This window comes from Diplocloster agilis, assembly GCF_019042275.1.
GTDB lineage: Bacteria > Bacillota > Clostridia > Lachnospirales > Lachnospiraceae > Diplocloster > Diplocloster agilis.
Genome location: NZ_JAHQCW010000091.1, coordinates 1 through 972, shown reverse-complemented (window position 1 = coordinate 972; position 972 = coordinate 1). Strand labels below are relative to the sequence as shown.

Annotated in this window: 1 protein-coding gene; it reads right to left on the bottom strand. The window is 43.4% G+C overall.

Annotated elements, in window-relative coordinates; all coding sequences use genetic code 11:
• Positions 1 to 196: 196 nt before the first annotated feature.
• On the bottom strand, positions 197 to 628 hold the full coding sequence (locus KTH89_RS24655) for a CBS domain-containing protein (RefSeq protein WP_158348119.1): 432 nt from the start codon (positions 626 to 628) through the stop codon (positions 197 to 199).
• Positions 629 to 972 lie beyond the last annotated feature (344 nt).

Here is a 972-nt window from a genome sequence, read left to right as displayed (position 1 = left end):
AAACGGATTATGTATGGCCGCAACAGTTTTTTGCTACTTAAAGGAAAACTGCTGCGGCTTGAATCAAAGCGCAAAATCAACTAACTTTGGAAAGAACCACTTTTTTACCTTCTTAGTTTTCCTGGCTTATCCTGTTTTATGCACGGCTCGATAGAGGCCGTTCTCTTAGGGATTCAGAATTATAGCCTTTGTAATTTTAATTGCTTTCACTTTTTGGGTTATTGTGATTATGGCACTGCTCGTAGAAAAACTGGAGGATTTCTTTTCTGGTTACGATGCCGATAAAGACATGGTTATCGTCGATCACCGGCACAAAGTTCTGGTTTGTGGCAATCAAAAAAAGATCTTCTATATTGGAGTCAATATGGACCGGCAGATTGTCCAGCCTGCGCACGATTTTGGAAACCGGTATCTTCTCGGCATCCCTGAAATTCAGCGAATATTCGTTTTTGATGGAAAATAATAGATCCCCCTCCGTTATTGTACCCACATACTCCCCTTTTTTATTGATAATAGGCATGGCTGTATAGCGGTGATGCTCCATTTTTTCCAAAACCTGGCGCAGAGTATCATCCTCATTTATGTATGCCACTTCACTTTTGGGGGTAAGAAAAAATAAAATATTCATGATATCTCCTTTATCCTTTACGTTCATCCTATTTTCCGCCGAAACGATACCGGCGGCTCGAATCCTTCTCCTTTATCATTATAATGCACCGCGGTTTAGGTGTCCACCACAAGCTAAAGGTTCACCAAAAATACACAAAATTAATAAAATCATAAAATCTAAAGCAGTTAAACCAGCAGTAAAGCAGGAGCGGGCCGGCGCAAGGGCGGGCTGTGTAAGAAGTGCGGACCCCTTTTGTGTCTCCACGGGCGGCCGGGTTCTTTTGTATCTCCCTGGGAGCGCATAGGGCGGCTGTGAATACGCTTAGTGAAATCGGAAAGCCGGGTTCAGGATGCACGGCGGAC